Source organism: Rhodococcus sp. 24CO, assembly GCF_050586165.1.
Lineage (GTDB): Bacteria > Actinomycetota > Actinomycetes > Mycobacteriales > Mycobacteriaceae > Rhodococcus_F.
The window spans coordinates 303,443-318,535 of record NZ_JAZFNF010000002.1 but is presented as its reverse complement, the minus strand read 5'-3'; the positions used below and the strand labels follow the sequence as shown (position 1 = coordinate 318,535).

General features: G+C 60.5%; 15 protein-coding genes. 5 read left to right on the top strand and 10 right to left on the bottom strand.

Annotated elements, in window-relative coordinates; translation table 11 throughout:
* Positions 1-13 precede the first annotated feature (13 nt).
* From fabG to V2B23_RS05615, 6 genes are read right to left on the bottom strand one after another with little or no spacing between them, the layout of a single operon-like run.
* The gene (fabG, locus tag V2B23_RS05640; protein ID WP_430949451.1) at positions 14-772 is read right to left on the bottom strand and encodes a 3-oxoacyl-ACP reductase FabG; all 759 of its coding nucleotides are present in this window, start codon (positions 770-772) and stop codon (positions 14-16) included.
* A gap of 45 nt (positions 773-817) precedes the next feature.
* Positions 818-1,852 carry a phosphotransferase family protein gene (locus V2B23_RS05635; protein ID WP_430949450.1) on the bottom strand — a complete coding sequence of 345 codons (1,035 nt, stop codon included), beginning with the start codon at positions 1,850-1,852 and terminating at the stop codon, positions 818-820.
* Positions 1,845-2,627: an SDR family oxidoreductase gene (locus V2B23_RS05630; protein WP_430949449.1), complete on the bottom strand. Its 783-nt coding sequence runs from the start codon at positions 2,625-2,627 to the stop codon at positions 1,845-1,847. Before V2B23_RS05630 ends, V2B23_RS05635 begins: the two co-directional genes overlap by 8 nt.
* A gap of 1 nt (position 2,628) precedes the next feature.
* Complete coding sequence (locus V2B23_RS05625) at positions 2,629-3,849, bottom strand: acyl-CoA dehydrogenase family protein (protein WP_430949448.1); 1,221 nt, start codon at positions 3,847-3,849, stop codon at positions 2,629-2,631.
* Entirely contained in the window at positions 3,836-4,636 is an 801-nt protein-coding gene (locus tag V2B23_RS05620) for an enoyl-CoA hydratase-related protein (RefSeq protein WP_430949447.1), read from the bottom strand. Before V2B23_RS05620 ends, V2B23_RS05625 begins: the two co-directional genes overlap by 14 nt.
* Entirely contained in the window at positions 4,633-5,454 is an 822-nt protein-coding gene (locus V2B23_RS05615; RefSeq protein WP_430949446.1) for an SDR family oxidoreductase, read from the bottom strand. Before V2B23_RS05615 ends, V2B23_RS05620 begins: the two co-directional genes overlap by 4 nt.
* Positions 5,455-5,598: 144 nt before the next feature.
* Here V2B23_RS05615 and V2B23_RS05610 point away from each other — a divergent pair, with 144 nt between their 5' ends.
* Positions 5,599-6,075: a MaoC family dehydratase gene (locus tag V2B23_RS05610; protein ID WP_430949445.1), complete on the top strand. Its 477-nt coding sequence runs from the start codon at positions 5,599-5,601 to the stop codon at positions 6,073-6,075.
* Positions 6,076-6,129: 54 nt separating this feature from the next.
* On the opposite strand, the gene V2B23_RS05605 is transcribed toward V2B23_RS05610, so the two are convergent.
* Positions 6,130-6,804 carry a TetR/AcrR family transcriptional regulator gene (locus V2B23_RS05605; RefSeq protein WP_430949444.1) on the bottom strand — a complete coding sequence of 225 codons (675 nt, stop codon included), beginning with the start codon at positions 6,802-6,804 and terminating at the stop codon, positions 6,130-6,132.
* Between the two features lie 134 nt (positions 6,805-6,938).
* Here V2B23_RS05605 and V2B23_RS05600 point away from each other — a divergent pair, with 134 nt between their 5' ends.
* A complete protein-coding gene (locus V2B23_RS05600) occupies positions 6,939-8,441 on the top strand; it encodes an AMP-binding protein (RefSeq protein ID WP_430949443.1) in 1,503 nt (500 codons plus the stop codon).
* Between the two features lie 49 nt (positions 8,442-8,490).
* On the opposite strand, the gene V2B23_RS05595 is transcribed toward V2B23_RS05600, so the two are convergent.
* The 3 genes from V2B23_RS05595 to V2B23_RS05585 form a co-directional block, all read right to left on the bottom strand.
* Positions 8,491-9,882, bottom strand: a complete 1,392-nt coding sequence (locus tag V2B23_RS05595; RefSeq protein WP_430949442.1) for an MFS transporter — start codon at positions 9,880-9,882, stop codon at positions 8,491-8,493.
* 229 nt (positions 9,883-10,111) lie between these two features.
* Positions 10,112-11,782 (bottom strand): AMP-binding protein, encoded by a 1,671-nt coding sequence (locus tag V2B23_RS05590; RefSeq protein WP_430949441.1) that lies wholly within the window; start codon positions 11,780-11,782, stop codon positions 10,112-10,114.
* A 2-nt stretch (positions 11,783-11,784) separates the two neighbouring features.
* Positions 11,785-12,756, bottom strand: a complete 972-nt coding sequence (locus tag V2B23_RS05585) for a phosphotriesterase family protein (protein WP_430949440.1) — start codon at positions 12,754-12,756, stop codon at positions 11,785-11,787.
* Positions 12,757-12,900: 144 nt separating this feature from the next.
* On the opposite strand from V2B23_RS05585, the gene V2B23_RS05580 reads away from it, so the two are divergent.
* The 3 genes from V2B23_RS05580 to V2B23_RS05570 all read left to right on the top strand — a co-directional run bounded on the left by V2B23_RS05580 (position 12,901) and on the right by V2B23_RS05570 (position 15,090).
* Entirely contained in the window at positions 12,901-13,461 is a 561-nt protein-coding gene (locus V2B23_RS05580; RefSeq protein WP_430949439.1) for a QsdR family transcriptional regulator, read from the top strand.
* An 87-nt stretch (positions 13,462-13,548) separates the two neighbouring features.
* A complete protein-coding gene (locus V2B23_RS05575; RefSeq protein WP_430949438.1) occupies positions 13,549-14,253 on the top strand; it encodes a FadR/GntR family transcriptional regulator in 705 nt (234 codons plus the stop codon).
* Between the two features lie 12 nt (positions 14,254-14,265).
* On the top strand, positions 14,266-15,090 hold the full coding sequence (locus V2B23_RS05570) for an ABC transporter ATP-binding protein (protein ID WP_430949437.1): 825 nt from the start codon (positions 14,266-14,268) through the stop codon (positions 15,088-15,090).
* Positions 15,091-15,093: the final 3 nt, after the last annotated feature.

Here is a 15,093-nt window from a genome sequence, read left to right as displayed (position 1 = left end):
GGTGAGTAAAAACTCAGTCCTTGGGCCCACCGGCAACATAGACGACCTGCCCGGAAACAAAACCGGCGCCTTCACTGACGAAGAACGATGCTGTGTGCGCGATGTCCTCGGGTTGTCCGACGCGATTGACCGGAATCTGCGAAGCGGCAGCGGTCTTGAAGTCCTCGAACCCGACGCCCATACGCTCGGCCGTCGCGGCGGTCATCTCGGTTTCGATGAATCCGGGCGCAATCGCGTTAGCGGTGACGCCGAACTTTCCGAGTTCGAAGGCCAGTGTCTTGGTGAATCCCTGCATCCCAGCCTTGGCTGCGGAGTAGTTGACCTGTCCACGATTACCGAGTGCCGACGTGCTCGAGAGGTTCACGATTCGCCCGAACTTGGCTTCCACCATGTACTTCTGCACCGCGCGAGACATGAGGAATGCTCCGCGCAGGTGGACGTTCATCACCGAATCCCACTCGGCGACGCTCATCTTGAACAGAAGGTTGTCGCGAGTGATGCCGGCATTGTTGATCAGTACGGTGGGAGCACCGAGTTCTGCCGCCACGCGCTCTACCGCTGCGGCGACGGACGCTTCGTCGGAGACGTCAGCGCCGACGGCCAGTGCTTGGCCGCCTGCAGCCTTGATCGCGTCTACGGTTCCCGCGCACGATGCTTCGTCCAGGTCGAGCACGGCAACGGCAAAGCCGTCGTCCGACAATCTCTTTGCCACGGCAGCACCGATTCCGCGAGTTGCTCCCGTGACAATTGCTGTTCTACGTTCCTGGCTCACTGGCCCTCCATGATTTCGTGATTCGACGGACACCGGACGATCTCGTCAGATCCCGGCCTGATCTGCAATTTCCCTGGCTTTGGCCACCAAGGCGTCAATACGTTCCACTGTGGGAGTTCCGCTCTCGGCAGCATTCTGCGGTTCGTCGCGGGCGCGACGCATCACGCCTTCGGCGATCACGGCGATCTTCCACAGCCCCAAGGTGTGCCAGAACTTCAGCGCAGCCGGATCTCGCCCCGTGGCCTCGAGGTAGATCCGGGAGATCTCGTCTCTCGACGGGAATCCGGGGAGCGCCGACGCCGGAAAGTCGCCGCCCGTGTTCTCCCCCGCCGCCGGCCAGTACGCCAACAAGCTTCCGACATCCGCCAACGGATCACCGAGTGTGCAGAGTTCCCAGTCGAGGGCCGCGACAACCTCACCGTTCTGAGCGGAGGTGATCACGTTGCGTAGGTGAAAGTCGCCGTGCACCAACGTGGTTTCGGTGTGAGCCGGCTGAGCTGCAATCAGACGTCGGGTGAGATCGTCCAGATCAGGGCATTCCCGTGTCTTCGACTGCTCCCACTGTCCACCCCAACGCTTCAGCTGCCGTGCGGCGTAGGGCTTGTGGCTTGCCAGGTCGTCGAGACCGGCCTGCTTCAGGTCGACGGCGTGTATCTTCGCCAGCGTCTGAGCGAGCGAGATGCCGATTGCCCGGCGACGATCCTCCGACAACGCTTCCGCGAGAGGCATCCGGTCGACCACTTCGCCGTCCACGAATTCCATGAGGAGCAGCGGGACTTCGGTGACGGCCGGATCCTCGGTCAAACCGAACACGCGCGGCGAAGGTACAGCCGTGGATTCGAGAGCGCTCAGAATTCGAGCTTCGCGCGCTACGTCGTGAGCCGAAGCCAGCAGGTGACCGAGCGGTGGGCGTCGTAGCACCCAGCGGTTGCCGTCCGGATCACGCACCAGGTAGGTGAGATTGGACTGCCCCAGGCCGATTCGATCGAAGGACAACGGCCCGCTGAAGTCGACCCCCAGGCCTCCTATCCAGCCGGTGACCGCTTCGGTATCGAGTCCCACGACGTCGACGCTAGCCACCGGACGACGCTCCTTGCCTGAACGACGTGACGTCGCCGAGCAGCTGGCCTCCGTCGATCGTCATGATCTCACCGGTAATCCACTGAGCAGCGTCGGAAACCAGGAAAGCGATGGCCGCAGCGATATCTTCCGGTTCACCGATCCGGCCGAGTGCAGTTGACGCGGATACCGCTTCTTCATGTTCTTTCCACAGCGCTTCGGCGAGTTTGGTTCTCACCACTCCCGGCGCAACTGCGTTGACGCGAATCTTCGGCGACAGTTCGAGCGCCAATTGTTTGGTGATGTGGATCAGCGCGGCTTTCGACGCGTTGTACGTGCCTATTCCCGCCTCGAATGCCATACCGCCGATGGAGGCGGTGTTGACCACGGATCCACCGTGCTCACTCATCCAGGCTCGCGCCGCCAGCCCGGTCCACAGGACTGGAGCCCACACGTTGACGTCGAAGGTCTTGGCAAAGCGCGAGTGATCCTGGTTGATGATCGGCCCGAACGACGGGTTGGTTCCCGCGTTGTTCACCAGGATGTCGAGACTGCCGAAACGCTCGATCGTCTGCTCGACGCACTTACGGGCCGCGTCTTCGTCCGTCGCGTGCGCACCGATACCGATGGCGTTACCGGTCACCTGCGCGGCAGCCGCATCTGCGGATTCCTGTGAGCGCGAAGTCAGTACGACGTTCCCGCCCGCTGCCGCAATCGCCTGCGCGGTCGCGAGCCCGATGCCCCGCGAGGCGCCCGTGATGATTGCCGTCTTGCCTGTGAGGTCCAGTCCTGCCATGTCAGTTCGCCTTGACTTCGCGGTACTTGCGCAGTTCCTGCTTCGCGATGGCGCGCTTGTGTACCTCGTCGGGGCCGTCGGCGAGGCGAAGGGTGCGCATGTGGGCGTAAGCCATCGCGAGCGGGAAGTCGTCCGTGACACCGCCACCTCCGTGAACCTGGATGGCACGGTCGATGATCTTGAGCGCGATGTTCGGCGCCGCAACCTTGATGGCCGCGATCTCGGTACGCGCTTCCTTGTTGCCCACCGTGTCCATCATGTGCGCGGCCTTGAGCGTGAGGAGTCGAACCATTTCGATGTCGATGCGCGCCTCGGCGATCCAGTCCTGGATGTTGGCGTTGTCACTGACGGGCTTTCCGAACGTGATGCGAGTGGAAGCGCGCTTGCACATCAGTTCCAGTGCGCGCTCGGCCATTCCGATGGCACGCATGCAGTGATGGATACGGCCGGGGCCGAGGCGGGCCTGACTGATCGCAAAACCTTCACCCTCGCCGGCGAGGATGTCCTTGGCCGGGACGCGCACGTCCTCGAAGGTGATCTCGCCATGCCCCTCACGGTCCTGGTAACCGAACACCGGCAGGTTACGCAGAATCGTGACACCGGGAGCGTCGATCGGCACGACCATCATCGACTGCTGCCGGTGCGTCGCGGCATTGACGTCCGTCTTGCCCATGACGATCAGAACTTTGCAGTTCTGGTGCAAAGCGTTGGAAGCGAACCACTTACGGCCGTTCAGTACGTACTCGTCGCCGTCACGGTCCATGCGAAGCTGGATATTGGTGGCGTCGGAGCTGGCAACCTCGGGCTCGGTCATCGCAAAGGCGGACCGGATTTCACCATTGAGCAGCGGTTTGAGGTACTTCTCCTTGTGCTCGTCGGTGCCGAAGAGCGTGAGCACCTCCATGTTTCCCGTATCCGGAGCGGCGCAGTTGGTGGCTTCGGAGGCGAGGTGGCTACGGCCCATGATCTCTGCAAGCGGTGCGTATTCCAGGTTGGTCAGGCCGGGGCCCCATTCGGGGTGTGGGTGGAAGAGATTCCACAGTCCACGCGCCTTGGCTTCCGACTTCAGGTCTTCGATGATCGGCGGCTGGAAATGGGGGTTGCCGGACTCGCGCATCTGCGCTTCGTAGACAGCTTCGGCTGGATAGACGTGCTTGTCCATGAAGTCGAGCAGTTCGGCCTGGTACTTCTTGGTGCGATCCGAGAACTCAAAGACTGACATGTGAACTCCTGACAGAGAGGGAAGGAAAATTGGGTGGCCGGCGCTCCAAATGACTGGTAACACCTTCGACGACGTCCGGTCCGCGAAATGCATTGACCATGAGCGTTTCCGCGCGCTGCGCGGATTCGTCGAACGTGCCCGTCCCGTCGGCACTCAGCTGGGTTTTCATGACGGACAACGAGGTCGGCGAGCAGTTGGCCGCGACTTCTGCGGCGTAGGCAACCGCTGCTTCTACGACATCACCGTCGACGAGGTGGTCGATCAGTCCGATGCGGTACGCCTCGTCCGCGCCGACCATTCGACTCGACAGCAGTAAATCGGTGGCCCGACTCCGGCCGACAAGTCTAGGCAACATCCATGAGATGCCGTACTCGGCGATCAGCCCACGCTTGGCAAATGCGGTGGTGAATCGTGTTGCAGACGAGCCGAATCGAACGTCGCAGTACAGCGCTTCCACGAAACCAAGTCCGGCCGCTACTCCATTGATCGCGCCGATCAACGGCTTACGTAGCGACATGGGAAACTCCCGAGGCCGCGGCCGCACCAGATCCTCGTCGGAAACGTCGCCGACGTTCTTCAGGTTGCTCAGATCTGCACCGGAGCAGAATCCACGACCCGCACCCGTGATCACGATTGCCCGGACGCCGGGATCGTCGTCCGCGGCGGCCAGTAGATCGAAGTACACGTCCTCGAGTTCGTTTGTCCAGGCGTTCAGGACATCCGGACGATTGAAGGTCAGCAGTAGGACGGGGCCACGCCGCTGCGAAAGTACGAGTTCCGGACTCATCGCGTTCCGGCGAGCAACGACGCCTGGTAACGGCGCATGCCGCTGAGCCAGCGATCGTAGTCAGCACCCTTCTGCCGGTACATGTCCAGCACCTTCGGGTGCGGGAGGATGAGGAACTGCTCGGCGTCCACTGCAGCCAGGACGATTTCGGCGCACTGATCGGGCTCGATCACCTCGCCGGCCGCAAGCACAGCTCCCGTCGCAGCGACCCCGAGGGGATCACCGGTCTCTTTCCCCTCGTAGAGGAGCTTGGTATTGACACCCATCGGACACAGACAGCTGACTCGGACGCCCTTGTCTCCGTATGTCATCGACAGCCACTCGGCAAAACCCACTGCCGCATGCTTGGTGACCGAGTACACCGCCGAACCGACCTGTGTGAGCAGGCCGGCAGCCGAAGCGGTGCTGACGAAGTACCCTTCGCCCCGCTCGACCCATCCGGGAACCAACAAACGAGCAGCGCGAATGTGGGCCCGCACGTTGATGTCGAAGGCTACGTCCCAGCCGTCCTCGTCGACATCGAGACCGAGGCCGCCGGTGATACCTGCATTCGCGAAGTAGAGATCAACGGGACCGAAAGCCTCCTCGGCCTGCGCGATCAATCCCTCGATTACACCGGCGTCGGACACGTCGCCGCCGGCGGACACCGCCGATCCTGGGTGCTCCGCGTTGACCGCGTCGGACACAGCGGCAGCTGCATCCGCATTGAGATCGGCCACAACTACGTGGGCGCCATCCGCCGCCAACTTCCTGGCGAGCGCTCCCCCGATACCGCCGCCACCTCCGGTGACAATTGCAACCTTCTGCGCGACCTTCATTGGCGATTCCTCTCGCTTGCATTCACCGAAAGCTTTTACCGTGATCCACGTCTCTTGTCATGTATAGTTGAATCCGGCGTCAACTTCAACCGTCGCCAGTGGAATCTATTTTCCAACCTCCTGAACTGCGAGTAAAGGACCACGATGACTGAAGATCAATTGCCCGTCCGCCCGTCCACGTTTGCCGAGCTCGAGAAGCTGATCGGCCAGGAACTAGGCCCCACCGAGTGGTACGAGATCACCCAGGACCGCATCGACGCTTTTGCCGCGGCCACCAACGATCACCAGTGGATTCACGTCGACCCAGAGCGTGCGGCGGCGAGCGCATTCGGCACCACCATCGCGCACGGACTTTTCAGCCTCTCACTGGGTCCACAGTTCTCCTCCCAACTCCTGGCATTCAACGGCTTTGCGCACAGCCTCAACTACGGATACGACAAAGTGCGCTTCCCCGCACCCGTCCCGGTGGGCTCGCGCCTGCGGATGCGCTCAACCGTGGTGTCCGCCGAACAGTTGCCTGGCGGCATCCAGGTAAAGACGCGCCAGGTTCTCGAACGCGAAGGTTCCGACAAGCCTGTGGCCGTCGCGGAAGCGGTAGCTCGCGTCGTCGAGAAGAGCTGAGACGATATCGACGCGCGCCTCGAGCACTCTCGACCAGGGCGCGCGTCGTCAGCTCTATCCGGGGAACTTCAGCGCATTGGCCCACAGGTCGGTCACGGTGGCGACGATCTCGTCGAAATCGACCGGCCTGCCATCCACTTGCCCCTCACCCAGAGTGAATACACTGTGGGCAAATCGACTCACCATGCCGGACAATGCCATTGACGTCAGCAGCGGGTTCAAGCTGGGATCCACGACGCCACGCCCCTGAAGTTCGGCAATACCTCGCGCGTTGCGCACAATAAAGGCGTCTGCTCGCTCATTGCGAATCCTGCGGAACTCCGGGTCGATACTGGCAACTTGCTCCATCAATCCCATCAACTTTGCATTCCGTTGGTATGCAGCAAGATACGCCCGATTACTTGCCTCCAGAACGGCATGAGGATCGTCGGTGCCGGCAACCCTGCCCATGCCCGGATGCATCATTTCTTCACGAGCCACCTCGAGAACTGCCGCGAAGACCTCTTCCTTGTTGGCAAAATAGGTATAGAAGGAACCGGTGGCACACCCAGCTTCCTTCGCTATATCTATCAATCGTGCATCCAAATAGCCATCCCGCTCGAAAACCACACGTGCAGAAGCGATCAGTGCAGACCTGGTGCGAACACCCCGTTCGGTGCTCGGCGGATCACGATGCCCCGCCGGCGGGGCAAGAGGCAGTTCGGATATCCGCGAATCATCATCCACCACGCTACTCACCTTTCCGAAGTTCACTGCCACTGAGGAAGATTCACGTCAAACTCAATGTTGACACCGAGTTCAAGTGTACGCTCGGCAAAGACATCAGGACCCACAATCGGCCGATTCTCCTGAAAGGCATATCCATGGTCAGCGTTCTCGATCCGGTAACCCGATCCGCCGCAGCCACACCGGACAACATCGCGATTCGCGGTTCCGGCCAGGACTGGACATACCGACAACTCCACGACGCCTCCCTCTCGTTCGGCGGCCGAATCCGTGCTGCCGGATTGAGCGAAGGCGATCGGGTGTTGCTCGCCGCTCCGTCGGTTGCAGAATTCATCGTGGCGTACATGGGCATTCAGGCAGCCGGTTGCGTTGTCGTCCCGGTCAATACAATGTCGGCACAGCCCGAGATCGAGTACGTACTCGACGACGCCGATATCTCACTCGCCATCGCCTGGCATCAACTCGGGCCGGCGACCCACGACGCCGGCGCTGCCCGCGGCGTGCCGGTCTGGACACTCACCGAAGAAACGGCGAGAACCGACCAGGAACCGACAGCCATTGCTGACCGAGATGTACACGACACCACTGCGATTCTCTACACATCCGGCACAACCGGACGGCCGAAGGGCGCTCAGCTGACCGTGGGAAACCTGTTGTCAGCCGGCGAAATCGGAGCCGAGAGCAGCCGGGGAAACCCTTCGGACCGAACAGGAACAGGACTGCCGCTGTTCCACATCTTCGGGCAGGGCTCCGTGATGATGGCAACCTTCACCGGCGGCGGATCGCTCTCCCTGCTTCCGCGTTTCGATCCCACCGCCATGCTCGATCTGGTCCGCAAGGACAAGCTCACCATCATGGCCGGTGTCCCGACGATGTGGAATGCCATGCTGCACGCAGCAGCCGAGGTGGACAGCTCCGACTTCGATCAACTCAGAATCGCCATCTCCGGTGGAGCATCCCTTCCCGGTGAGGTAGCCCGCGCCTTCGAAACTCGGTTCGCCTGCACGATCCTCGAGGGGTACGGCCTCACCGAGACCAGCGCGTTCGGAACGTTCAACAGCATCGACCGTCCACCGAAAATCGGCTACACCGGCCAGGCAGTCCCGAGAACCGAAGTAGAGGTTCGTGATCACGACGGAAAACCCTGCCCCACAGGCACAGTCGGAGAGATATTCATCAAGGGCCCCACCGTCATGAAGGGATACTGGAAGCGCCCGGACGATACGTCGGCAGTGCTCTCCCCAGACGGGTGGTTCCGCACCGGAGACCTCGGTGAAACCGATGCGGACGGCGACCTTCGCATAGTCGATCGGGTCAAGGATCTGATCATCCGCGGCGGGTACAACGTGTACCCCGGCGAAGTGGAAGAGGTGCTGTATCAGCATCCCGACATCATCGAAGCTGCGGTGATAGGCATCCCGGACGACTACTACGGCGAGGAAGTCGCGGCAGTCGTAGCGGTGCGTCCGGGTAGCGCCGTCGATGCTGCAGACGTGACTGCATGGGCACGGGAGCGCCTGTCCGCGTACAAGATTCCTCGGGTTGTGCAGTTCATCGACGCACTGCCCAAGGGTTCCACCGGTAAGATCCTCAAACGCTCGATCGACCGCACCGGACTGGTCACGCTGAAACAGAGCTGAGTTCGCAACAAGCCCCGGCAGAATTGTCTGCCGGGGCTTTCCTGTCTAGCTACGACGCATACAGATGCGCACCAGGGATCGCTTCCGGATCATCGCGGACTTCCTTCGGATTGGTCTCCGCAAGTGCCCACGCACTGAAGAAGGTCACCAATCCCATGAGTGCGACGAACACAGCAACCAGGGTCGTGGTTCCCGTCTTTGCGATCAGCGCCGTCATGATGAACGGTGTGCCACCGCTGACAGTGATCGCCGCCAGTTGGTAGGCAAGAGACGCTGCGGAGTAGCGGACATTCGGGGCGAACAACTCGCCCATGTATGCCGCGATGGGCCCGTACGTCATCGACTGGAACACGCTGCCGACCGTGACAGCAACAAAGAAGAGCGGTAGCGACTTGGTGTTGATCAACCAGAAGTACGGAAACGCCCAGACGACGATCGCGGCCGCACCGATCAAGATCATCGGACGACGCCCGATCCTGTCCGACATCTTTCCCGACCACAGCACCACTCCGACGGTCAGGAGCGCACTGAGGAGCGAGATGATCAGAAGAGAGTTCCGTTTGAGTCCGAGTTCCGTTGTGCCGTAGCTCAAAACACCGGCAATGCTGATGTAGAACAGCGAATTGGTAGCCGCTAGGAGGCCGCAGCCGAGCAGAATCTTGCGCCAATGAGTTTTGATCGCTTTTGTCAGCGGCGCCTGCACCACCACATTCTTCTTGTTTCGAGCTGCTTCTTTCTGCAACTCCAGAAATTCCGGAGTGTCTTCGACCTTGGTCTGGATGTACAGGACGACGGGGAAGAGTAATGCACTGGCAAAGAAGGGAATTCGCCACCCCCAGCTCAGGAATGCTTCGTTCGAAATCGTCGCGGTAGCGATCAGAAACACCACGTTGCCGAGAACCACGCCGAACGAAACACCCATCTGTCCAAAGGTTCCGGAGAATCCCCGCTTCTTGGGACTCGCCGACTCAGTGAGAAGCAGGACTATGCCACCCCACTGTCCGCCACAGGCGAGCCCTTGAATGAATCGCAAGGTGACCAACAGAATCGGAGCAGCGACGCCGATTGCCGATGCACTCGGAATCGCGCCGATCAGGAACGTCGCCAATGCCATCAGGAGCAGACAGGTAACCACGGCAGGCTTACGTCCGTACTTGTCCCCGAAATGGCCGGCAACAATCCCACCGATCGGGCGGGCGACGAATCCGGCCCAGAACGTACTGAACGAGAGCAACGTACCCATGAGGGCAGACGAGTGCGGGAAGAATACCTGCGGAAAGACAAGTGCTGCAGCCGTTCCGTACAGAAAGAAGTCGTACCATTCGATCGAGCTGCCCAAAAGTCCGGCGCCGAGAAGCTTGCGATGTGCGCGCTTCCTGGTGCGCTCTTGATCGGATACGCCCCCTCCGGGCCCGCCCGAATTCACTACCGATCTAGTCATGCCTACTCCTCGATGGGTCGTAGCGATTGCATCCGAACGAAGCGCCACCCCGAGAGTAGAAACTGACGCCAACTTCAAGTTCGGATGATGTGACCAGTGTGCGGCACCCACGGAGTGATGTCAATCACTGAATAGCATTGTTGCGCACAATATTTGATGCAATTCAGTCAAACACGACAACTGCCGGCCCATCACGATTCGATGAGCCGGCAGTCATTGGAGTGTGGAATTAGCGCGGAACCCTCAATTCACGGCGAAGAATCTTGCCGCTCACGGTCTTCGGAAGGTCACTCATGACCTCGATCATGCGCGGGTACTTGTACGCGGCCAGACGGACCTTGCAGAATTCCACCAGTTCATCCGGCGTCGTCTCCAGTCCCTCCTTGAGTGAAACGAAGGCTTTCACGGTCTCTCCGCGATAGGGGTCCATGACACCCACTACTGCAGCCTCACGAACGGAAGGATGTTCGTAGAGAACATCTTCCACTTCGCGCGGCCATACCTTGAATCCCGAGGCATTGATCTGATCCTTCATCCGATCGACCACGTAGAACCATCCGTCGGCATCCATGAAACCTACATCGCCGGTGTGAAAACGGCCGTGTGGCATGGCGTGGGCGGTCTCTTCCGGCTTGTTCCAGTATCCGAGCGCGACCTGCGGGCCGCTGACAACTATCTCCCCGTACTCCCCGACCGGTACAGGGTTGTCGTTCTCGTTCACAACCTCGGCATACGTACTCGAGACAGGCACGCCTACCGCTACCGCACCCGACGCCAGGTCGACCGGCGCTTCTCGCGAATTCGGCACAACGATTGCAGGACTGTTGGTTTCGGTCAGACCGTAGCCGTTGTGGATGTAGTGACCGAACTTCGCCCGAAACGACTCGAGCGCTGCGTGCGGAATGGGCGCGCCACCCGAGTAGACCGATTCGAGACTACCGAGCAACTCCTTCGATACCGCCGGATTATCCGTCCAGGCAATGAAAACGGTAATTGCACCGATGATCGCGGTGGCGCGATGCTCCGAAATAGACTCTGCCGCAACAACCGGGTGGAATCTACACGTGAGAATTGTCGCGGCCCCCGACAGCAGTGGCGCCGCGACGTGCCCGATCAATCCAGTGATGTGAAACAACGGTGCTACGGCAAACATCGCTCCGCCTGGGCGCAGGCCCAACCAGTCCCGATAGATCTGCGCTGCGAACACCACATTGGAGTGCGTGTTCATAGACCCCTTTGGCGGACCCGTCGTACCGGACGTGTACGGCAGATAGGCAAGATCGCCCGGCTCGAGATCGACGGGATCGGGTGCGGCGCCGCGGTTCTCCTCGATCAGCTTCAGCAGATCGCGGCAACCCTCGCGCCTCGCTCTGATGGCAGACCCGAAAATCCGTTGATCACTCCGTGATTGGAAGTCGAGTTCCGACGTGGTGATAACACATCCAACATCCGTACCCGCAGACGCCGTCACCACCGTTTCGGCCGAGGACTCGAGACAGATCACCGCAACGGCACCGCTGTCGAGCAGGACCGTCGCCAACTCACGGTCGCGGTACATCGGATTGACCGGAACCACGACGGCTCCCAACTTCCATACGGCCAGCGTCGCTACAAAGAACTGCGGCACATTTTGCAGGACAAATGCCACCCGATCGCCGAAGCCGATACCGTCACCGGCGAGAGCCACTGCCAAAGCGTCAGACATCGCGTCGAGTTCGCCGAACGTGAGAGTCGCATCGAAGTACCGGATGGCGGGAGCATCAGTGTCGCGGGCCACCGACGCACGGAACATCTCCAGGGCATTGGTGTATTCGATGTCGACGGTTGGCGCAGTACCACTGTCGTACAGCGCAAGCCAGGGAACCGACCCCAGCGGCTTGCTCGCATGCACGTCGTCCATGATCAGCTCTCGAAGTATCGACGCGGATTGTCGACCAGCATCGTCGCGATCTGGTCTTCCGTGACGCCTCGCTCCAGCAAGGTCGGGATGACGTGATCGCTGATATGCGTGTAGTTCCAGTTCGGCACCGCGGCAGCCTTCGCCTCACTGGAGAACCAGTCGATGAAGCACGACGCGTCGTGAGCGAGGACCATTTTTTCTGCGTAGCCGCGACGAGCCATCTCGACCACGGTGTTCACGCGCTCCTCGAACGGCAAAAGCACATCCAGACCGAAGCGGTCCATGCCCAGTAGGGAGCCTGCATCTGCGAGCGCACACAGATAGTCCAGATCCGTCGAGTCGCCCGAATGACCGATCACGACCTTGGTCAGATCTGCACCCTCTTCGGCCAGGACTTTCTGTGCAACGAGCCCGGATTCGGTATGGGGATCGGTGTGGACAGTTATGGGCACGCCGGTTTCGACCTGCGCTGCTCCAACTGCGCGCATTACTCGCTCGACACCGGGAGTAAGCCCGGGCTCTTCGATGGCGCACTTGAGGAATGCCGCGCGAATACCGGTTCCGGCGATGCCTTCTCGAATGTCTTCGACAAACAGATCGACCATCGGCTCTCGCACATCGAACAGCAATCCTGGTCCTGTGTGATGGAATTGGAACGGAATGTCGTTGTAGGTGTAGATGCCGGTGGCGACGATGATGTTGAGATCGACCTGCTCGTTGATTCGCGCAATGCGCGGAATGTATCGACCGAGTCCGATCACGGTGGGATCGACGATTGTGTTGATCCCGCGGGACTTCAGTTCGGTCAGCTTGGCAACTGCGTCCGCCACCCGAGCCTCCTCGTCCCAAGGCTCCGGGTAGTCGGGATAGTTCTGGCGCATCTCCTCTCCGAGAACGAAGACGTGCTCGTGCATCAACACCTTCCCCAGATCGGCGCTGTCCACCGAACCGCGAACGGTCTGTACTGAACTCATCGATAAAACCCCTGACTGTGATCGGCATCACTAAGATGAGACAATGAGCTAGTGTGTCTCACCTTGGCGAGTTCGTCAATAGATAGCCAGAGCCGTACAGGGACCCGAAAATCGACACACCGGCCCACCGGAGAGAATGCCCGTATGCCATCCGATCTCGACCGCCGGCGCGCCATCGACACCGCCGCGAGTATGTATCTCGCCGAAGAGGCGCTCGACATGTCACTACTTGCCGAACGCCTCGGTGTAGGCCGCGCGACGCTCTACCGCTGGGTCGGAAACCGCGACGAACTTCTGGGGACGGTGCTGGCGGAAGCCACCGAGCGCACTTACCGCAAGGCGATGTCACAAGCATCAGGCAAGGGCCCGGAGTACGTCATCGACGTATTCGGCCGAGTGATGCGTTCAGTCGACTCTTCAACCGAGCTTCGCGCGCTCACCAAGAGGGAACCGATGGTGTTCATCAAGCTCGCGCTGATGCCCGGTGCTATCGAGTCCATTTCCGCATCCATTGCCGCCGAAATCCTGCAGTCGCAGGTCGATGCCGGCCAGCTGACCCTCAGCTTGTCGCCACAAGTGCTGGGCCAGGCGCTTGTTCGTATCTGCGACATCCACCTGTACGCACCTCTGTTAGGTCGCGAGAAGGCAGAGATCGAGACGGCTCTCGATCTGATCGCACTTCTGCTCGGGGTTCCGCGTGCGTGAGTGCGTGGTCGAACACAACCACTGAGGGTTAGTCCTCAGTGGTCTGATGACTTGTTACGCTAGGCGAATTCGATTCGAGAGGTAGCAATGTCCGACGACCACGGTGGTTTCGTGTTGCGCAGCGGTCCCCTGGTGCCGCAGATCGAAGAGATCTTCCGGTCGAAGATCCGCCAATCGGTGTGGCTGCCGACGCAACGGATTCCGAGCGAAGCCGCACTCGCCGCAGAACTGGGAGTCGGGCGTTCATCCATCCGCGAAGCGATCCGACTGCTAGCTCATGCCGGGTTGCTGGAGGTACGGCACGGGGTCGGAACCTTTGTTGTCGCAGCGGAGGATCTGGACCACGCTGACGAATTCACCCGACTACTCCGACGCTCGCAGATGCTCGAGGTTTTCGAGGTGCGCCGGGCGTTGGAGGTCGAGGCCGCCAGACTTGCGGCGGAGCGCGCACAACCGGAAGATCTCGAGCGGCTTCGACGCCGACTTTCGATCCGCCACAGCCACTTCGAACGGGACGTCGAGAAGTTTGTCGACACTGATCTCGATTTCCACACAGAAGTCGTTCGACTTTCGGGAAACGCTGTCCTGCTGTCACTGTTCGAATCGGTGCGTCCGCTTCTTCGCAAGACTCTCATCGACATGGTGGACATCGAGGAGGGAGTTCCCGACACTTCACAGGCCCACGACAGATTGCTCGAAGCGCTATGGGATTCGGATCCCGAGGCCGCAGTAGCTGCAACACGCGAAAACATCGACACCGTCCTCCGTCAGCTACGCATTCTCGATTCATAGAGAGGCTTTACCGTGGAACATCCCAGCGGCACAGTGCTGTCGACCGAACACGTCGATCTGGTCCGCGACGGCCGGTACTTGTTGCGGGACATCAACATTTCGATCGAGCCCGGCCAGCATTGGGTATTGCTGGGGGCTAACGGCGCGGGAAAGAGCACGCTCCTGAGCCTGTTCGGGGCAACTGCGCACCCCACCCGCGGCAGCGTCTTCGTGCTAGGCCACAAGTTGGGCCGCGTCGACATGCGTGAGTTGCGGATGGACATCGGGCATGTCAATCCGCGTCATACGATCGGCATTCCGATCACCGTCCGCAACGTCGTGATCACCGGACTCACCAACACCACTGAGTTGATGCCTCGCTGGTCGCCCACTCCGGAGCAGGAAGCACACGCCGACGCCTTGATCGACCTGCTTGGCATGAGCCCCCGATCGAATGCACTGTGGCCCAATTTGTCTCAGGGAGAGCGCGGACGCGCACTGATCGCCCGGGCACTCATGGTCGAGCCCCGATTGCTTCTTCTCGACGAGCCCGCCACTGGCCTCGACTTGGCCGCCCGCGAACAGCTGCTGAGTGCCCTCGATGACTTGCGTAACCAAAACCCCTCCCTGGCAAGCATTCTTGTTACCCATCACATCGAAGAAATTCCGAGCACAACAACACATGCACTGTTGATCAAGGACGGCATTGTCACGGCAACCGGAGTCGCCGACAATGTGATCACGTCGGAGAACATCAGCGACTGCTTCTCACATCCGATCGAGATCGAACGACGCAACGGACGTTGGAATGCCAGGTCCCGCCCTCGACAACTGAGCCAACTGAGCGAACTGATCTGACAG

What these genes read in the sequence shown, in the direction of transcription:
- V2B23_RS05585 (WP_430949440.1), bottom strand. Translation starts at nt 12,756, where the DNA reads ATGAGTTCAGTACAGACCGTTCGCGGTTCGGTGGACAGCGCCGATCTG.
- V2B23_RS05595 (WP_430949442.1), bottom strand. Translation starts at nt 9,882, where the DNA reads ATGACTAGATCGGTAGTGAATTCGGGCGGGCCCGGAGGGGGCGTATCC.
- V2B23_RS05600 (WP_430949443.1), top strand. Translation starts at nt 6,939, where the DNA reads ATGGTCAGCGTTCTCGATCCGGTAACCCGATCCGCCGCAGCCACACCG.
- V2B23_RS05590 (WP_430949441.1), bottom strand. Translation starts at nt 11,782, where the DNA reads ATGGACGACGTGCATGCGAGCAAGCCGCTGGGGTCGGTTCCCTGGCTT.
- V2B23_RS05625 (WP_430949448.1), bottom strand. Translation starts at nt 3,849, where the DNA reads ATGTCAGTCTTTGAGTTCTCGGATCGCACCAAGAAGTACCAGGCCGAA.
- V2B23_RS05610 (WP_430949445.1), top strand. Translation starts at nt 5,599, where the DNA reads ATGACTGAAGATCAATTGCCCGTCCGCCCGTCCACGTTTGCCGAGCTC.
- V2B23_RS05575 (WP_430949438.1), top strand. Translation starts at nt 13,549, where the DNA reads ATGTCCGACGACCACGGTGGTTTCGTGTTGCGCAGCGGTCCCCTGGTG.
- V2B23_RS05615 (WP_430949446.1), bottom strand. Translation starts at nt 5,454, where the DNA reads ATGAAGGTCGCGCAGAAGGTTGCAATTGTCACCGGAGGTGGCGGCGGT.
- V2B23_RS05580 (WP_430949439.1), top strand. Translation starts at nt 12,901, where the DNA reads ATGCCATCCGATCTCGACCGCCGGCGCGCCATCGACACCGCCGCGAGT.
- V2B23_RS05630 (WP_430949449.1), bottom strand. Translation starts at nt 2,627, where the DNA reads ATGGCAGGACTGGACCTCACAGGCAAGACGGCAATCATCACGGGCGCC.
- V2B23_RS05620 (WP_430949447.1), bottom strand. Translation starts at nt 4,636, where the DNA reads ATGAGTCCGGAACTCGTACTTTCGCAGCGGCGTGGCCCCGTCCTACTG.